We start from the raw sequence: 17568 nt of genomic DNA, 5'->3' as shown, positions 1-17568 counted from the left end.
TGATTAATTCTTATGTATATCGTTAATCAATTAAAGCTAAATCTGAAGATAAATAAAAGTTAGCTTATGGTTTTTAATTCAGCACCAAGGTTAATAAACTTAAATAAGCTGTTTGGTGTTGAATTTTAAATTATTTTTGCAGCAAATTATACTTAAAACACTAAGTTGAAACTTAGCCAGTTATTATGAAAGATTACAGTATTCTGCTTTATTACCATTATACACCTATTGAAGATCCGGAAGCTTTTCGGGAAGAGCATCACTTACTTTGCTTAAAATTAAACTTGCTAGGCCGCATTATAGTAGCTGCCGAAGGTTTAAACGGTACTATCTCTGGTTTACGTGAAGATTGTGAGGCCTATATGGCTACAGTTAAAGCTGATCCACGGTTTGCCGGTATTGATTTTAAAGTTGATGAATCTGACAAACATGCTTTTACCAAATTGCATGTGCGGTATAAACCTGAAATTGTGCATTCCAGTCTGCGCCATGTAAAGCCCATTGAAAAAACCGGTGTACATTTATCTCCAGCCGAATTTAAGCAATTGAAAGATCAGGAAGATGTAGTATTACTGGATGTCCGGTCGGATTATGAGCATTTGGTAGGTAAATTTAAAAATGCTATTACGTTAGATATTGAAAACTTCCGAGACTTTCCGGAGAAAGTAGAGGAGTTGGCACATTTAAAAGATAAAAAAGTTATTACCTACTGTACAGGTGGCGTAAAATGCGAAAAAGCCAGTGCATTTTTGCTGGAAAAGGGCTTTCAGAATGTATACCAATTGCACGGAGGGATTATTAAATACGGTCTGGAAGAAGGCGGAGAAGATTTTGAAGGAAAGTGTTATGTATTTGACAATCGCTTAACTGTTGATGTAAATAAAGTTAATCCGAAGGTTATTTCAACTTGTTACATTTGCCAGGAGCCCAGCGACCGAATGGTTAATTGCGCTAATCCAACTTGTAACATTCATGTGCCCATGTGCGAAAAGTGTGGTCACGAAATGGAAGGAGCTTGTTCAGATACTTGTAAAACAGATCCTGAAAAAAGACCTTACGATGGTACCGGGTATTACCAGAAAGAAACCAACGGCTACAACCCTTTTAAAGGTTTATACCGTAAAACAGTTCAGAACTAAAACAAAAAGAGCATTTAATTATTAAATGCTCTTTTTGTTTCTGCTAAACCTAAATTATAAGCCAATAAAACTATGAGAATCCCTGAATCTGAATTGATATTAAATGCTGATAACAGTGTTTATCATTTAAATTTATTGCCGGAGCAAATCTCAGACACCATCATAACCGTTGGCGATCCGGAAAGGGTAGCCCGTGTGAGCCGTTATTTTGACTCCATGGAGGTGCAGGTGCAAAAGCGCGAGTTTGTTACGCATACAGGTTATTTTCAGGGGAAAAGGCTAACGGTAATGTCTACAGGAATTGGAACTGATAATGTAGATATAGTCATGAATGAACTGGACGCCTTGGTAAATATAGATTTAATCAACCGGACGGTAAACGAGGATAAAATTCAATTTAAAATTATTCGGATTGGAACCTCAGGCGCCTTGCAGGCTGGCGTGCCGCTGGATAGCCATTTAGTAGCGGAATATGCCATAGGTTTAGATACATTAATGCATTTTTATCCGCTGGTGCAAACCGGCTATGAAACCACGGTAAGTTGTGCACTGCAGGATGAATTTAAACTCGGTTTTCAGCCGTACTGCGTGCGGGGCTCTGATATTTTAAGGGAGCAATTAGGGTATGATATGGTACCCGGGCATACAGTAACCTGCCCTGGTTTTTATGCGCCGCAGGGGAGAGCATTACGCATAGAAACCAAGGTAGCAAACTTTATAAACCGGCTCCAGCAGTTTCTGGTAGAAGAACCTAACCACGACTTGTTTCAGTTGACCAATTTTGAGATGGAAACAGCGGGGTATTACGCATTAGGGCGTTTGTTGGGGCACGAAGTTATTTCTTTAAATGCCATAGTTGCCAACCGCATAACTCATCAGTTTTCATCAAACCCTGACGCCGTGGTAGACGACTTAATTCTGAAAACATTAGAGCGCTTAGTAATTACCGATAAAACCTAAAAGAATTCGAGTTGGGTTACAGCTTTAACAGGCATGGAAGCGCCTGATTTTAAAATAATATATTCCTGGTCGAAATCCCAAATAGTAGTGACAACGCGTTTTTGTTCGCCATTGCTGGTCTGAAAGGTAATTTCAACTTTCCCATGATAACCGTTACCTAATGATGTAGCCCGGGAAACGTCCTGCAGGCGCTTCTTACGCGCTTGCGGGTCTTTCAGTACATCCTCTTGTCCAAACTTCAAATCCGGAATCTGTTCTTTCTCAATTAATTCAGGGGAGCTTATCATACTTTGCATTTCACCTTCGTTTTTGTGGAGATCTTTCCATAATATAACGAAAATTCTCTTAAATATTTTCTTCTAAAAATAAGAAAGCCCATAATGAGAGCTTTCTTTTTGATTTTTAGGTGGTTAGTGTTTTATAATTTTTCCAGAAAAGCTAATGTGTCCACACCATCGGCATAGTCCCAAACTGCCGGGCATTGGGCTTGTCCAAAGTCAAAGCTTTCCGGATACCAACCATTTGCCGATACAATACACTGAATTTTGTCTGCGGCAGCAGTTACTTGGTCGTTTAGGTTTTGGGTATTGGTGTACTCCTGGTAAAAAAGTACGCTAATGGGCGAAACAAATTGTTCGCTTTGGGTTAAGAGTAAAAAACCATTATCAAAATGGGGCGTTTGGTTTACCAGTAATATAGATTTATTGTAGTCATAATTATTTTGATATTTATGATGGTCTGATAAACTTTTCAGATTTTCTATCGATTCAAAGAAATGATTAAAGCTATATCCTGGCGGTACCATTACTTTGGAAACATTCCGACAGCCTAAGCCATAATACTGAAAAATATCCTGCCCCAGGGCCCGCAGTTCTTCCGGCGTTTCTTTTCCGGTGAGTATGCCTAAACTGGTGCGGTTGCGGCGAATAATATGCGGTTTTTTAGAAAAATAATATTCAAAATACCGGGAGGTGTTATCACTGCCGGTAGCAATAATGGCATCTACATCTTTTAGTATATTTACAAATTTTATTTTTTCGGCGAAGCGGGGTTCAATGGCAATGAGCTTCTGTGCCAGCATTTGCATCAGAAAAGTATCTTCGCTGCTTAGTTTGGCGTGGAGTTCATGCCCTGCAATAAGTACCGATAAAAAGTCGTGAAAACCTACCATGGGAATATTTCCGGCCATGACCACCCCCACTTTTTTAACAGAAATATTCTCCAGATTATAAACATATAGCCAATCTTGCAGGTTTTGCTTATCCAATAAATAAGCTATTCCGTTTAAAGCATTAATAACATTTGGCTCATCAAACCAGGCATTTGCATTGCTTGCCCGGAAAGCTAATTCCTGAATTTCAATAGGAGATAAATTTCTAATTTGTTCTCCTAGCGAAGCAAAGGCCAGGGTACGTTCAGTTAAGTTCATGGTAGATTATAAGGAATAAAGCTTAAAAATGTTTGATTGAAGCCGGAAAATTTATATTTTCGCGGAAAATTTTTGGATTGCAAAAATAAGAAAATAAACATATATACGATTATGGCTATAATGATCACAGACGAATGTATCAACTGCGGCGCTTGTGAACCAGAATGCCCGAACACTGCTATTTATGAAGGCGGTGCTACGTGGACCTGGGGCGGTGGTACATCGTTAACCGAAGTGGAGATTGATGGTGGTGAGGTTGTGGCTGGCAGCGCCCCACAGGCTCCTATTTCCGATGAGTATTATTACATTGTTTCAGATAAATGTACTGAGTGTCAGGGTTTTCATGAAGAACCGCAATGTGCAGCCGTTTGCCCGGTAGACTGCTGCGTAGATGACCCGGATTATCGTGAAACAGAAGATGAATTATTAGCTAAGAAAGCTTGGTTACACGCCGAAGCATAAAATTATCTTAGTTTTAAAAAAGAAGCCTGTTCCAATAGGAGCAGGCTTCTTTTTTATAATTAATAATTAGTTAGCCTTGGGGGGAGTAATCATGATATGAGCTCCGTGAGTGCCTGGGTGCATTATCCAGGGCATACCCGGCACTTCTGCTTTTAATGGCAAACCAGTGCTTTCGGCGGTTGCGTAGGGTATATACACTACATAACGTAAATTACCGGCCTTTACCTCGCCTGTTGCGGCACTGTAATTGTCGGCCGAAGCTGTGTAAACAAATAGAGTAGCGGGCTGCTTGGGCATTGATAACTTGCCAGCTTTAGCTTCCTGTTCCCGCATGTCAAAAATTTCCTGGGCTGTTTTTCCGGATTTTCTCAGCTGGCGGCCTCGTTCCATAAACGGATTTAAATCTTTGTGATAACAGGAAACTGATAGGCCAGCCTGATTGGGATCATCGGCGAGGCAAATCATTTCATTGGTTCCTTTCCGCAATAAAACAAATTCCTTTTGCGCGTTGTAACCATAAACAGTAGCCTCTGCCCGTTTATCAGCCGGGGCTGCTAAAACAGCGGTTTTAATCTGAATGTCTGCCGGAGGAATTTGATTTTGGGCAGATACCTGTAAAAACAGGCCTGACAACAGGCTCAAAAGAATAGATTTTTTCATAGCAGAAGATTTTTTTTATTTCTCAAATTAAGCATTTACCGGCAAAAAATCAAGTAGCAAAAGAGCAGAGGCGGCTGGTTTAAAGCTCCTTCTTGTATTTTCTGTGGAATTAAGAAAATGACTAGTACCTTTAAACCTTAAATTAAAGATGCATGCAACCGGTTACTCAGCCCTCTGACATTCTTTTTGCTTTAAAAGAAGCTACTTTTCAAAAAGGCCCCGAGATTTTTTTCAATAAAATTACCTTGGAAGTCAAAAGAGCCGAACAATGGGCTATTTATGGTTCGGTTGGGGCAGGTAAAACTACTTTAGTGGACGCTCTTTTCGGCAGGTATAGCCTGCGGAGTGGACAGGTAGTTTCTAATTTAAGGCAGAAAGATAATGTTTCAGGCCAGGTTGTTTCTTTGCGTGAAGCTGCCGTTTTGGTTTCTTTTCAAAAAGGCGATCAGTTATTTAATTATTCCCATGCCTTTTACCAGCAACGCTACCACAGCCTGGAAAGTGAGGTATATATGCCAACTGTGTTGGAGGTGTTGGAGAAAGCCCAGCAATTAGCTGGTACAGCTACAAATTTAAGTCAGGTAGCTAAACTTTTACATATTGATGATTTATTATCGCAGGAAGTAATTAGCCTCTCTAATGGCCAGACCCGGCGGGTTTTAATTGCCCGGGCTTTGTTAAAGGAGCCGGCTTTACTGGTATTAGACAATCCCTATACAGGATTAGATGTACAGTCCAGGTCTGATTTAAATCAGATAATAACTCAGCTGATTCAACATGGCACCTCTGTTTTATTAGTCACTAATCAGCCAGAACTTCCGGAAAATATCTCTAATGTAATGTGGCTTGAGAATTTTACCATTAAAGGGAAATATACCCGCTATGAATTTTTGCAGGAATTAAAAGCACATCAGATTCATGAGCAGCAGGCATCTGGGATTCATCAGGTCTCTAAAGCATTACCACAAGCTTCTGATTTCAAAATAGCCATCCAGTTTGAGAATGTTACGGTAAAATACCACGACAAGAAAATACTTGATAATATAAACTGGACTATCCGGAAAGGAGAAAAATGGGCTTTACTGGGACCCAATGGTTCGGGTAAATCTACCTTACTTAGTTTAATAAATGCTGATAACCCGCAAGCTTACTCCAATAAAATTTACCTGTTTGATAAACGAAAAGGTACCGGCGAAAGCATTTGGGATATAAAAAAACGTATTGGTTTTGTGTCGCCGGAGTTGCATTTATATTTCCGGCAAAACCTGAAAGGAGAAGATTTAGTAGCGTCTGGATTTTATGATATGTTGCACCGACCTAACCGGGTTACAGCCGAACAAACGGAATTAGTACAAGCTCATTTAAATTTTTTTAAACGACCGGATTTAGCGCAAAAGTATTTCTTACAGTTATCGGCTGGGGAGCAGCGGATATTATTGCTTATTCGTTCGCTAATAAAAAATCCTGGTTTAATAATCTGGGACGAACCTTTTCAGGGGTTAAGCCCCGAATACATAGATTTAGCCACTCAACTTCTCCAGCAGTATTGTGTGCCCAGCACTACCTTGTTATTGGTGTCTCATTACAGCCAGGAGATTCCTGATTTTGTGCATCATACATTTAGGCTAGAGAATGGAAAAAAGAAAGAGGAGTAATCCTAAGGGTATATTTAGGCTGACGTAGAGTTCAGCATTGCCAGTTTAATAAAGGAAACACTGTGTAATTTATTATAAAGGTTTAACTTCTTTATTCGCCCCGCTATGGAAAAAATTTAGGTTATGGCTTTCCTTAAAATTAACTTCTGACCTTTTATACTTCTTCCATTATGGAATATCCTTTGGATAAGTCGCCTGAAGTCCATTGCCATTGTTCATGCAGCCGTATTTTACCATTGGGCAGTATTTCGGGGGTAGATTTGCAAGTGCCTGTCATGATCTCGCCCTGCTTATTTACCTGATGGTAGCGCATATCTAATGTCCCATCATGGCCTACCAAAGCAATCAAATGACCTTTTATGATATTAACACCTGTATATTCTGAAGTTAAAACATTACCTTGTTGCTGATACAGAAAATGCATACCCGTATCTACTTCGCCATTAACTGAGTTAGCCACCGGTTTAAAAATTTTATTTTTGTAATTAATCATAGATTTAACAAACAGATAGCTTCGGCTAATTGGTGAATTAGCTTTTAATGCGTTCCAGTTTTAAAAAGCTAAAGGCATATTTATTCTTTTCATCTGGTTCATGGTCTTCGCGCCAGGTTTCTTGCCACTCTGCCGGGTTGTATTCCGGATAAAATACATCGCCTTCAAATTCTTCATGAATTTTGGTCAGATACATGGTATCAATCAAGGGAATAGCTTCTTTAAGAATTTCTGCTCCGCCAATAATAAATAAATCCTGATTAATTACCTGGCCGGCTTTTATGGCATCCGAAAGAGAATTTACCACAATAGCTCCGGGTACTTCGTAGTTTTCCTGCCTTGTAATAACAATGGAAGTACGATTAGGTAAAGGTTTACCAATAGATTCATAGGTTTTACGACCCATTAAAATAGGATGACCTGTAGTTTTATTTTTAAAAAATTTCAGGTCTGCCGGCAGGTGCCAAGGTAAAGTATTGTCCTTCCCAATTACCCGATTGGACGACATGGCAAAAATAGAGGCGATCATATTAGGAATGGTAAGTTAAATGAATTCCTTAAAAATACCTGTTAATTGTTGAAGGCAGGTATATGATGAAACAAAATTGGTAATAAAAGTCCAAGTACAATGGGTAGGCAGGCTCCAAATTTATTAGTGAATGGTTACTTAAAACCCATCACTCGCCATTTAATATCTTACTTAAACCGGTAGCCGCGCAAAAAATCTACTATTGTCATTCTTTTTTTACCTTCCAGCTGCAGGTCTGTAATGGAAAGAATGCCAGTGGTAGTGCCAAAGTATATAAAGGTTTTATGGTCGGTGCTAAACGCGCCAGGAGCTAAAGACGATGTATCATTTGTAACCAGTTCGGCGGCAAAAATCTTAAGTACTTTACCTTCTAATATTGTCCAGGCGGTTGGATACGGTGATAAGCCCCGGATAAAATTACGTACCTGAATAGCAGGTTGATTCCAGTTGATTTGGCACGTTTCTTTGAAGATTTTGGGCGCTTCTTTAAGCTCTCCTGTATTGGGTTGTGGTTGAGTAGTAACAGAATCCGCTTCTATGGCTTTAACTGTTTTAAGGGCTAAAGCAGCCCCGGCATATTTTAGTTTCTCGTAAAGTGTGCCAAAATTATCTTCATCCGTTATGGCTACTTTATCCTGTAAAATAATATCACCAGTATCTATCTTATGTTGCAGGTAAAAGGAAGTAACGCCAGTTTCGGTTTCGCCGTGCATAATAGCCCAATTTATGGGGGCTGCACCCCGGTATTGCGGCAATAAAGAGGCATGAATATTAAAGGTGCCTATAACCGGCATATTCCAGACCGCCTCTGGCAGCATCCGGAAAGCCACTACAATTTGTAAGTTGGCTTTATAAATCTTCAATTCTTCCAGGAAGGCTTCCGATTTTAAATTAGTGGGTTGTAATACCGGTATATTTTGCGAAACGGCATATTCCTTCACCGGCGATTGCGATAACTTTAACCCCCTGCCGGCTGGTTTATCAGGCGCCGTTATGACGGCTACAACCTGGTAGTTATTTTGAACTAGAGTTTGTAAAGTAGGTACGGCAAAATCAGGCGTACCCATAAATATAATCCGTAAATCTTGGGGCATCGTTATTATTCGAAATCAGGATAAAGTAAATATTGCTTGCGCATTTTTTTATAGGCTTGCAAAGCTGGTTGCCAGGTGGCTTTTATTTCAGCTTCAGATTTGCCTGCTATAATCTGTTCTTTTAGCTCAGTAGTCCCGGCTAAATTGGTAAAATAGTTATTAAAAAATTTTTCTTTATTAGTTGAATTCTGGTAAAAGTCCAGCAGGTAAGCAAGGGTAAATTTTTCCGGAGTATTTTTAGCGGTAAATTTCTGGCCGTAACAAACCTGGTTCAGGTGAGGCGGATTGGTAGCACCGGGCATAGATTTAGGTGTAAAAGAAAAATCTTTTTTGCTATAAAAGGGGCTGCCAATAACCTGAAAAGGGGTTTCGGTACCTCGTCCTACACTTACATTGGTGCCTTCAAATAAACAGATGGAAGGGTAAATCTGAATGGCAACATCATTAGGTAAATTAGGAGAGGGCTTAACCGGCAGCGAATAGCGGGATTTGTGGGTATAGTTCTTTGCGGGAATAATAGTGACCGGGCAATTTTTACCACCAGCTAACCATTTTTCACCGTTTATCATTTGCGCCAGTTCGCCTACCGTCAGGCCATGCACAATCGGAATGGGATGCATGCCCACAAAGGATTGATGTTTTAGATTTAAGACCGGCCCATCCACGTAATAACCCGTTGGGTTAGGGCGGTCCAGCACCATCAATGGTTTGTTATTTTCTGCACAGGCTTCCATTACATAGTGCATGGTACTAATGTAAGTAAAGAAGCGGGCTCCAACATCCTGAATATCAAATACCACTATATCGATGTCTTTTAATTGGTCGGCTGATGGCTTTTTGTTTTTGCCGTACAAAGAAATAATAGGTAAACCCGTTTTAGTATCGGTACCATTGCTAATGGTGGCCCCAGCATCGGCATCGCCTCTGAAACCATGTTCCGGCGCAAAAATAAATTTAATGTTTATGCCTTCCGATAGTAAAGTATCAACTAAATGTTTTTTGCCGATTAATGATGTTTGGTTAACTACCATTGCTACCCGCTTGTTCTTAAGCAGGGGTAAATACTGCGGAGTTTGATCCGCTCCCGTTTTAATGGCAGCTGGCTGTACAAAAGCAGCCTCTTTCTTTTGTATTGGTTCGGATTTAGCATGGGAGGTTACATTTGCCGGTCCGGAACAATTACCTAGTGACAGAAGCGAAGAGAGGAGAACCACTACAAGGGTATACATAAGAATATTATTCTAGAAATAAAATATAAAAAGCTATTCTGAAATCCTGAATTTTGCCGTGAATATAATTATTTCTTCCGGTGTTCTGGATTTGGCCTTCCTTAATCTAAGTTTATATTTTATTATTACCCGTTAACGCAGAAATAAGTTAAAGAAAAAGGTAATGGATCATTAACAAAAAAGGCAATCATTTCTGATTGCCCTTCTTGTAATCTTAAATAACCAAAACTTTTTGGCAGGTAACCGGTAAGGGTTACCTGCCTAACCACTTAACATGAAAGATAAAAAAACATATACTTATTGTGCGCGGTACAAATATAAAAAAGAGTTTTACTTATTGTGTATTTTACAATAATATTTTTTTTAAATTTTATTGCAGAGTTTTAACTAAAAAATAATACGGTTTTTTTATTTATAATCTACCTATAAAAAAATCCGTACTTTAGAACCACCATTAAAACCATTTCCTACTAATTGTTTCCTAGAAGGCCCAAAGAATGGTTTAATGGTTCAAAAGCTAAATAAACAGCGTGAATACAGCGAGGTATATTTCAAGTAAAATATCCGACTCCGGATCCAATTCTTTTACTGCTTCAGTTACTAAAATTGCCATTACCAGTATTGCTATTGGTTTGGCTATTATGATTGTCTCTTTCTCCATTCTGGAAGGGTTCCGAAATGAGATACAAAATAAAATTTTTAGTTTTGCGGCTCATTTACAAATCAGTAAATACGATACCAATAATTCGTTTGATAACGAACCTGTGAGTATTCGGGCCGTGGAAGAAGATCTTCAGAATATTCCGGAGATAAAAAAATACCAATCTTTTGCTTTTAAAACAGCTATTGCCAAAGCCGGAGATGATGTTTTAGGTATTGTATTAAAAGGAGTGGATAAAAACTATGACCTTACCCCAATGCAAGGTAACCTGGTAGAGGGGCAAACCATTGCTTTTACCGATACGGCCGCTTCCAATGATATTATGATAAGCCAGCAAATTGCAGATAAACTTCAGCTAAATATTGGCGATAAAGCTACTTTTTATTTTATTCAAAATCCTCCCCGGGTAAGGCGCTTTACGGTAGTAGGTATATATAAAACAGGATTAGAGGAATTTGATCAGGCTTATGTGATAGGCGATATTCAGCATATCCGGGATCTGAACAAGTGGGCGGATACTTTAGCGGGGGGCTACGAGGTAGTACTAAAAGATTTTAATCAAATAGATACCGTTGCAACTACCATTTTTAATAACATGAATTATGATCTGCAGCTTGAAAAAATAACGGATCAATACGCTCAGTTATTTGATTGGATGAAGCTGTTAAAGAAGAACGTTGTTATTTTTCTGGTACTCATCTTCTTTGTGGCTACTTTCAATATGGTTTCTACCGTTTTTATAATGATACTGGAGCGAACCAACATGATAGGTTTATTAAAAGCACTTGGTGCCACCGATAAACAAATCAGGCAAATATTCTTCTTTCGGGGTTTAAATTTAACAATTAAAGGTCTGGTTTGGGGAAATATAATTGCCCTCGGCTTTTGCTTTGTTCAGGATAAATTTAAACTTATTCCGCTCGATCCGGAAAACTATTACATGGAGACAGTGCCAATAAACTGGAATTTTAATATAATTATATTGCTAAATGTCTTAACGCTTGCTCTAACTATGTTGTCCATTCTTATTCCCACCTTTATGATTGCCCGCATAAAGCCTGTTACTGCTATAAAGTTTGATTGATTTAACTTGTTGCTAATCAGTGTTTAAATAGTATAGTTTGTTAAAATATTTTTGCTATTTATTTGTGATTTATATAATTATATAAATTATCTTTATAAAAATTTTAAAAATTATTTTTATAATATATTAGTTAGTATTAATATTATAAAAAGGTCTTAAACCTATTGAAAATTAATTTTACCAATTTAGAATGGGGAATATTTTTACTATCGTACTTGTAACCGTTGTTGGGATAGTATTTCTTTATTGTCTTAAATTATTATACCGGGATGTTAAGAGTGAGTATAGCTTATACCGGTTTAGAAAAAATAGACTAAAAAATAAAAGAACAGCTAAATAAAATGTTGTAATTACATGTTTTATCCTGTTCTTTATTGCATATAATTCAAGAAGAATTCTCCTTCTGATTATTTATTATCCCTGTTTTGGCTACCGTCTTAAAAATAAAATCTTAACATTTCCTGGTGTATCAACGCCAGGAAATATCACCTTCCCCTAAACTATTACTGGTAAAGCACTGCTGGATTTCGTGAAATAGCCTTTACTTCTGACGCGAATTATCAATGCTAATAGGATAGCTATACTATTAGATAGTTAGTTTCTTCCTTATCAGGTATAGCTTTCCTCTTTTATTTTAACGTATATGGCCCAACAGCATTCTTCACCAGCATGGACCATAAAATTCCTAGAAACATAAGGTTAAGTTTTATAACCACTTGCTGCTTATTAATTATAGTTTTTGGCCTTTCTTTATGGAGTCTGAATCGGTTAGTAAACAAAGCAGATTGGGTGGAGCATACAAACCAGGTCTTATTAAAGCTGGAGAATATATTGTCTTTGTTAAAGGATGCCGAAACCGGTCAGCGAGGGTTTTTATTAACAAATGATGAAGAATTCTTAGAACCCTACATTGGATCTTACTATAACACCATTCAGAGTTATAAAGCAATTAGAAATCTTACCATTGATAACCCGAGTCAGCAGCAAAAGCTGGATACCCTGATTACCTTGGTAGAAAAACGTTTTAGTATCTTGAATCGGACTATTGAGTTTGAAAAGGCAGGCAATGTACAACAAGCCCACTTTGTAGTTTCCAGTAAAGAAGGAAAGCGGGTTATGGATCAGATTCGGCGGGTAATAAAAAGGATGCAGGCCGAAGAACTCCGGCTTAAGGAAATTCGGTACGATCAGGTACGAACTTCTTCTTTTGTTACGCCCATTACAATGGTTGTTGCTACTTTACTTTCTCTAATTGTAGCCATATTTGCTTACCGAAAAACCAAGGAGGCAATGCATAAAGCAAGACACTTAAACCATGAACTGGCTACATCCAACTCAGAACTTCTTATGGTCAAGGAATCCTTGTTTACCCTTAATCAGGAACTGGAGAAAAAAGTAGATGAACGTACCCAAAATCTGGAGAAAGCAAAAGTAGATTTAAATCATTTAAATCAAGAATTAATAAAGAAAAATAACAAACTGGTGCGCACAAATACGGATCTGGATAATTTTATTTATACGGCTTCGCACGACTTAAAAGCCCCTATTGCTAATATAGAGGGCCTTACTTATGCATTAAAAGATAGCAACTGTTACCAAGAAGAGGAACCTAAAATTTTAATCCAGATGCTGGAAAATGCCAGTTTAACGTTAAGAGAAGTAATAGAAGATTTGGCTCTGGTATCTGGTATTGAGGAGGAAGGTAGTTTTTCTGATACGGAAATAATATCAATTGAAGAAATTACGACCGAAATTCAGCAGACCATTGCACCTTTATTTGAAGAAACTAAAGCAGAAATTATATTAGATTTAAATGAAACTGGCCATATTTACTTTTCTAGAAATAATTTCCAGATAATCCTGTTTAATCTTATTCAGAATGCTATAAAATACCGCTCTCCCCAAAGAGCACCACGAATTTATATTCGCACAAAGAAGTTACCGGATTTTACTGTTCTGTCTGTACAGGACAATGGTATAGGCTTTGATCCGGCTACTACTGATAAAATTTTTGGTTTGTTTAAAAAAATGCATAACCTAGCCGAAGGAACCGGAATAGGGCTTTATATTGTAAAACGAATAATGGATAGGGTTAACGGGCAGATTCAGGTTGATAGTCAGCCAGGAAAAGGTGCCACTTTTCATTTATTCTTTCCGGAGCAAAGATAATTTAGCTTACCCATAGAAATAATTTTTCTACAGGTCTTTATTGTAAAGTAAAACCGCCCAGCCTACCCTTTGCTATTTTCTCCTGCGGGTTTTGTTATAATTAGTTTGAATGATGCGGCTCACATATTCCACCGTATCGTCCAGGTTATGGCGAATCAAGGAATTAGGAATCCGAATGGTATAAATATTTTGTTGCAAGGAATAATAAGTCCGTTTTAAGTCAGCCAAGGCTTGGCGGGCAATGGTATTATGATGAGAACCATCCACTTCAATATGAATATTGGCATCCGGTACGGCGATGTCTACGGTTTTATAACCATCAAAAAACTCCAGTTTTGCCGGTATTCCCATTTCAACTAAAGCCCGGTGCAAGGCTTTGGCTTCGGGTGAAATTTTTGGCAAGAACCAAAGCCGTAACTTTTGCCAGATATAATAAATAAGCAAAAAGCAGCCTAAACCAGCCAGTAAAATTCCAAGAATACTCTCCATCTAAAACCTCCATGAAAATGGCTGCAAATTTAGAGAATAGATAGAAAAGAAAATGCTCTTTCTTACTTATTTCTTCTTTGGAAGATCTAAAAGAATTGTGGTTGTGCTAATAGGTTTACAGCCGAAGAAATATCGACTCTTGCTTTCTAAGCTTACAATCAGATATAATATTTCCTGCCGCTAATTTTTCCTATGCTACGTATAAGCAGCTTAATTAAGCGTTTATTATGCAAAAACCGACTAAGCTTCTATTTAGCCAATACAAAATACTAGCTTTCTTATTATTTCTGATTCAAAGCTTCACATTTTCCTTACAGGCACAATTTCGGCCAGCAGAGGAGCTGGAAGAATTATTTGCGGAGGTTCAGCTTAAGCCTGTTTTCCCCGATTCTAAAACTTTTCCTGATTGCATACCAGTTAAACCTCCCAGGGAAATTTTGGATGCTTACCGGCAGGAAAAAAATAAACCAGGCTTTGACTTAAATAGATTTGTTTTACAATATTTTAAACTGCCTCCGGAGCCTGCTAATAATTTTCGTTCCGATCCAAGTCTTTCCGTCGATCAGCATATCCGAAGATTGTGGCCGGTATTAACCCGGCAACCCGACGCTGAAGAAAGTTCGCTTATTCCGTTGCCACACGCTTATGTGGTTCCGGGTGGCAGATTCCGGGAAATTTATTACTGGGACAGTTATTTTACCATATTAGGGTTACAGGTAAGTGGCGAAGCAGATCTGATTCAAAATATGGTTGATAATTTTACTTATTTAATCAATACCGTAGGGCACATTCCTAATGGAAACCGTAGCTATTACATAAGCCGGTCGCAGCCGCCATTTTATGCTCTTATGTTGCAGGTGCTGGCGGAGGTAAAAGGAAAAGATATTCTATTAAAATATGAACCAGCCCTTAAAAAAGAATACAACTTTTGGATGGATGGAGCTTCACAACTTAACGCAACCAATAAAGAGCACCGACGGGTGGTAAAATTGCCCGATGGTAGTATCCTAAACCGTTATTGGGATGATAACCCAACACCCCGTCCGGAACCATATAAGGAAGATATTACCTTAGCACATGAGTCGGGCAGAAAGCCGGAGGAAATTTACCGGCATATTAAAGCAGCTGCCGAATCAGGTTGGGATTTTAGCAGCCGCTGGTTTGCTGATGGAAAATCGTTGGCTACAATTCGGACCTCTGAACTGATTCCGGTAGATTTAAATGCTTTGCTATATTTCATGGAAATTACCTTGGCCGAAATGGCCGTATTAAGCGGAAACAATTCAGACGCTAAATTTTATAAGCAAGTAGCAAAAGCTAGGAGCAAGGCTTTACTTAAATATTGCTGGAATAACGGGGATAGGTTTTTTTATGATTATGATTTTGTGAAAGGCACCACCACTAATATTCCTACTTTAGCCGCTGTAGTACCATTGTTTTTTAACCTGGCAAAGAATAAACAGGCCGCGGCTGTAGCCCGCAAAATAGAAGCCGACTTTCTTAAACCAGGAGGTGTTGTAACTACTTTAACAGATACCGGCGAACAATGGGATGTGCCTAATGGCTGGGCTCCTTTACAATGGATGAGTATTCAGGGTTTGCGCCAATATGGGCATCAGCAATTAGCCCAGACTATAGCCCAAAACTGGATTAAGCTAAATACCAATATTTATAAAAAGAGTGGTAAACTGGTGGAGAAATACAATGTACTGGACATTAATTTGGAAGGCGGCGGCGGGGAGTACCCGCTCCAGGATGGTTTCGGCTGGACTAATGGTGTTTTGTTAAGATTGTTTTCTGATCCTGCTAATTAAAGCAGAATTAGAAGTTATTGCGTTTTCTGGTAAAATTTCAAATAAATACAGCCTTTTATTTAAGGAGCTAAATATTAAAATTTTGCTTTTGTAAGGTACTTCTAATTATATCATGCAAGTCATTGGTCAGGCTGCCAATGTGCTGCTTATCTGCCCAAACCCGCGTAATAAGAATTACTCCGGCCGGCGTATTTTCCGTTAACACCTGAGGTGCAGGATTGGTTATAATGCGTTGATCTGCTAAAAGTAAGTTGGTAATAAGCGCTTTAGCAGCATCTATGTCGTTATCATATTTAATCTGAATTCTGATATCTGTCCGGCGGGTTTCCTCCACATCGTAGTTTACAATAGTAGAGGCAGCTAAAGGCCCATTAGGTATAAATATTGTTTTGTTTTCAGTGGTTTTAATTATAGTATGTAAAATATTAATTTCTGCAACGGTACCGCCCACATTTTGGGCTTCTATGTAATCACCCACTCGAAAAGGTTTTACCGCTAAAATTAATATACCACCGGCAAAATTGGAAAGACTGCCTTGTAAAGCCAAACCTACCGCTAAACCTGCTGAACCCAAAACAGCAAAGAATGAGGTCATTTCCATTCCTAATTGGGAAATAACTAATATTAGAAGTAGGATTTTTAGCGAAATATTAAGTAGGCTCCTTAAAAAGGGACGAAGAGAGGCATCTACCTGCCGGCTTTGCATTTCATAGTCCAGGAACTTTATAATTTTTGAAATAAGCCAAAGCCCGATAAATAGTATAACCAGAGCAACCACCAAACGAGCACCATAAATAAGAAATAGCTGGGTGATGGTTTCCCGGTATTTTTCAAAATCAAACATAACCTCGGATTTAGAGTAGTTTAAAATTTTTTGACTTTATCATTAAAGTATATATAACTAAGCTAATACTTTGCTTTTTAAGATGAGGTTTGGGTCTAAACAAATTTTTGAAAATTGATCTTGTTGTTTAAGAGTGCATACTCCCGGGAAATCTCCCATCATTCCTAATAAATCAGTCATTAACTGAAAATGTAAGTGCGGAGGCCAATCACCATTTTCCGGGAAAGGCCCAAACTGGGCAAATTCTTCTCCTTTTTTAATAATCTGACCAGGGTGCAGGTGCTGTAAAGAAGTACGGGTTAAGTGTCCGTATAGCGTATAAAATTTACCTTCTTCCAGTTCGTGCTCCAATATTATGGTAGGACCATAATCGCCAAAGTTATTGTTATCCTGGAAACTGTGTACCCGTCCGTCCAGCGGAGCCAGTATAGGAGTAAAAGCGGCGGTCCAGATATCAATACCTAAATGCACGCTCCGTTTATCCTGTAAAGCATCAAAGTGCTGACTGCGACGGTAAATTACCCGGTCTTCTAAATAGCCGCCTACCCCGATGGTAGCATTTTGGATTTGAAGCATTTCGTTTATCAATTCATCAAAAGCCTGGGTATTGGTTAAATTGGCATGGGCTAATGCCTGATTATTAGCTGTTAAATCTAAACGGCATACATTGGGAGCGCTTAAATCATGCGGTACAACCGGGCCAATTTCTTCCTGGTTTTGTTCTAAATATTGAATTAAAGTTTGGGTTTGCATTTGTTTTTGAAAAGAGGTTGCCAAAGGTAGCAGATGGTAATTTCATATCATACCTAAAATATTAAGTCGTAACTTTGGCCGCAAAATTTAGTTATTATAGAATT

The 17568-nt window shown here is 38.5% G+C and carries 17 protein-coding genes; 7 read left to right on the top strand and 10 right to left on the bottom strand.

Going from position 1 to position 17568, the window contains the following annotated elements; genetic code table 11:
- Positions 1-185 precede the first annotated feature (185 nt).
- Positions 186-1139, top strand: a complete 954-nt coding sequence (trhO, locus tag ADHAQ_RS0109380) for an oxygen-dependent tRNA uridine(34) hydroxylase TrhO (RefSeq protein WP_034256708.1) — start codon at positions 186-188, stop codon at positions 1137-1139.
- 72 nt (positions 1140-1211) lie between these two features.
- Positions 1212-2099, top strand: coding sequence for a nucleoside phosphorylase (locus ADHAQ_RS0109375; protein ID WP_026462712.1), 888 nt, complete (start codon positions 1212-1214; stop codon positions 2097-2099).
- Here the strand turns inward: ADHAQ_RS0109375 and ADHAQ_RS0109370 are convergent.
- Both ADHAQ_RS0109370 and ADHAQ_RS0109365 read right to left on the bottom strand, forming a co-directional pair.
- A complete protein-coding gene (locus tag ADHAQ_RS0109370; protein ID WP_026462711.1) occupies positions 2096-2395 on the bottom strand; it encodes a hypothetical protein in 300 nt (99 codons plus the stop codon). The two genes, ADHAQ_RS0109375 and ADHAQ_RS0109370, sit on opposite strands and share 4 nt — an antisense overlap.
- 122 nt (positions 2396-2517) lie before the next feature.
- Positions 2518-3528, bottom strand: a complete 1011-nt coding sequence (locus ADHAQ_RS0109365) for an aldehyde dehydrogenase family protein (protein ID WP_026462710.1) — start codon at positions 3526-3528, stop codon at positions 2518-2520.
- Positions 3529-3639: 111 nt separating this feature from the next.
- Here ADHAQ_RS0109365 and ADHAQ_RS0109360 point away from each other — a divergent pair, with 111 nt between their 5' ends.
- Positions 3640-3990 (top strand): 4Fe-4S dicluster domain-containing protein, encoded by a 351-nt coding sequence (locus ADHAQ_RS0109360; RefSeq protein WP_026462709.1) that lies wholly within the window; start codon positions 3640-3642, stop codon positions 3988-3990.
- A 66-nt stretch (positions 3991-4056) separates the two neighbouring features.
- Here ADHAQ_RS0109360 and ADHAQ_RS0109355 read toward each other — a convergent pair whose 3' ends face one another.
- A complete protein-coding gene (locus ADHAQ_RS0109355; protein WP_026462708.1) occupies positions 4057-4650 on the bottom strand; it encodes a hypothetical protein in 594 nt (197 codons plus the stop codon).
- Positions 4651-4802: 152 nt separating this feature from the next.
- Between ADHAQ_RS0109355 and ADHAQ_RS25140 the strand changes: the two genes are divergently transcribed.
- A complete protein-coding gene (locus ADHAQ_RS25140) occupies positions 4803-6305 on the top strand; it encodes an ATP-binding cassette domain-containing protein (protein ID WP_034256707.1) in 1503 nt (500 codons plus the stop codon).
- A gap of 154 nt (positions 6306-6459) precedes the next feature.
- Here the strand turns inward: ADHAQ_RS25140 and ADHAQ_RS0109345 are convergent, their stop codons facing one another.
- The 4 genes from ADHAQ_RS0109345 to ADHAQ_RS0109330 all read right to left on the bottom strand — a co-directional run bounded on the left by ADHAQ_RS0109345 (position 6460) and on the right by ADHAQ_RS0109330 (position 9650).
- Positions 6460-6798, bottom strand: a complete 339-nt coding sequence (locus tag ADHAQ_RS0109345; RefSeq protein ID WP_026462707.1) for an avidin-fold protein — start codon at positions 6796-6798, stop codon at positions 6460-6462.
- A 37-nt stretch (positions 6799-6835) separates the two neighbouring features.
- Positions 6836-7327: a dihydrofolate reductase gene (locus ADHAQ_RS0109340; protein WP_026462706.1), complete on the bottom strand. Its 492-nt coding sequence runs from the start codon at positions 7325-7327 to the stop codon at positions 6836-6838.
- A 167-nt stretch (positions 7328-7494) separates the two neighbouring features.
- Positions 7495-8421 carry a methionyl-tRNA formyltransferase gene (fmt, locus tag ADHAQ_RS0109335; protein WP_026462705.1) on the bottom strand — a complete coding sequence of 309 codons (927 nt, stop codon included), beginning with the start codon at positions 8419-8421 and terminating at the stop codon, positions 7495-7497.
- Positions 8422-8426: 5 nt separating this feature from the next.
- Positions 8427-9650, bottom strand: a complete 1224-nt coding sequence (locus ADHAQ_RS0109330; protein ID WP_034256705.1) for an exo-beta-N-acetylmuramidase NamZ family protein — start codon at positions 9648-9650, stop codon at positions 8427-8429.
- A gap of 530 nt (positions 9651-10180) precedes the next feature.
- On the opposite strand from ADHAQ_RS0109330, the gene ADHAQ_RS0109320 reads away from it, so the two are divergent.
- Entirely contained in the window at positions 10181-11395 is a 1215-nt protein-coding gene (locus tag ADHAQ_RS0109320; protein WP_026462703.1) for an ABC transporter permease, read from the top strand.
- Between the two features lie 789 nt (positions 11396-12184).
- Positions 12185-13564 carry a sensor histidine kinase gene (locus ADHAQ_RS27205; RefSeq protein WP_169727991.1) on the top strand — a complete coding sequence of 460 codons (1380 nt, stop codon included), beginning with the start codon at positions 12185-12187 and terminating at the stop codon, positions 13562-13564.
- A 72-nt stretch (positions 13565-13636) separates the two neighbouring features.
- Here the strand turns inward: ADHAQ_RS27205 and ADHAQ_RS27200 are convergent, their stop codons facing one another.
- Positions 13637-14053 (bottom strand): hypothetical protein, encoded by a 417-nt coding sequence (locus ADHAQ_RS27200; protein ID WP_051359817.1) that lies wholly within the window; start codon positions 14051-14053, stop codon positions 13637-13639.
- Between the two features lie 227 nt (positions 14054-14280).
- Between ADHAQ_RS27200 and treF the strand changes: the two genes are divergently transcribed.
- A complete protein-coding gene (treF, locus tag ADHAQ_RS0109305) occupies positions 14281-15867 on the top strand; it encodes an alpha,alpha-trehalase TreF (protein ID WP_026462702.1) in 1587 nt (528 codons plus the stop codon).
- 67 nt (positions 15868-15934) lie between these two features.
- Here treF and ADHAQ_RS25125 read toward each other — a convergent pair whose 3' ends face one another.
- Entirely contained in the window at positions 15935-16711 is a 777-nt protein-coding gene (locus tag ADHAQ_RS25125) for a mechanosensitive ion channel family protein (RefSeq protein ID WP_051359816.1), read from the bottom strand.
- Positions 16712-16768: 57 nt separating this feature from the next.
- On the bottom strand, positions 16769-17464 hold the full coding sequence (locus tag ADHAQ_RS0109295) for a peptidoglycan DD-metalloendopeptidase family protein (RefSeq protein ID WP_034256703.1): 696 nt from the start codon (positions 17462-17464) through the stop codon (positions 16769-16771).
- Positions 17465-17568: the final 104 nt, after the last annotated feature.

Origin of the sequence: Adhaeribacter aquaticus DSM 16391 (assembly GCF_000473365.1) — a bacterium.
GTDB classification, from domain to species: Bacteria; Bacteroidota; Bacteroidia; order Cytophagales; family Hymenobacteraceae; genus Adhaeribacter; species Adhaeribacter aquaticus.
Note: the sequence above shows the minus strand (reverse complement) of the source record. Positions and strands in the feature narration are given on the sequence as shown.